Raw genomic sequence first — 758 nt, forward strand, 5'->3', positions numbered from 1 at the left:
AGGCAGAACATCACGGCACTGGCATTCGGCAGCGGCCGGGGATCGAAGCGATTGAAGCGGATGTCGATCGGATCGACATAGGCGATGCGTTTGCGGCGGCGCTCCAGCCGTTCGAACTCCTTGCGCAAATCCGCGACACGCAGACGCGTCGCTGCGCTGACCGGCTGAGAGTCCAGCGCGGCGATCTGCCCGGCGATGGCATCCACGTCCGCCTGCTTCGGCCGCCTCAACGCTATGCGGCGGCCATGACTGTTGCGCATCGTACGCGCGACGTTGATGTTGGTCGGCGAACCGGTTGTCGCGAAGCCGGCACGCTGCGACTTGAAGGCGAGGATTTCCTTGAGGTTGAGCTTGACCATGTCGGGCAGTTCGAGATCCTCGAAAAAGAGATCGAGAACCTCCTCACGCGACAGCACGAAACGGAAATCGTCTTCAGAGACCGTGTCGCCCGGAGACGACGACCCGGCGCCGCCGCCCTGGCCGGGTTTGGGGATCAGGTCTCCGGGAGAGAAACTCTTGTTGCCCGGCAGGATGTGCTGGCGCCGCCCGCTGTTCCTGGCATCGTTGAAGCTCGGCTCACCGGTGCCTTTTTCCGGCATCGGCACGGCATATTCCTTGTCCGCTTCGGCGATCCGGCCGGTGCGGATGCGGTCGCGTATACTGCGCTTCAGTTCGTCCCGCGCGCGCTTGAGGAAGCGCTGGCGGTTACCCAAGCTCTTGTCCTTGGGATTCAGGCGTCGGTCGATGAAGATCGGCAT

General features: G+C 63.3%; 1 protein-coding gene. It reads right to left on the minus strand.

All coding sequences use genetic code 11. The annotated features are described in order from the left end of the window. On the minus strand, positions 1 to 758 hold a 758-nt coding region (locus EOA28_RS37475; RefSeq protein WP_128315926.1), incomplete at both ends, for a DUF444 family protein.

The sequence above is a fragment of the Mesorhizobium sp. M2A.F.Ca.ET.067.02.1.1 genome (genome assembly GCF_004023285.1).
In the GTDB taxonomy this organism is placed as follows: Bacteria; Pseudomonadota; Alphaproteobacteria; order Rhizobiales; family Rhizobiaceae; genus Mesorhizobium.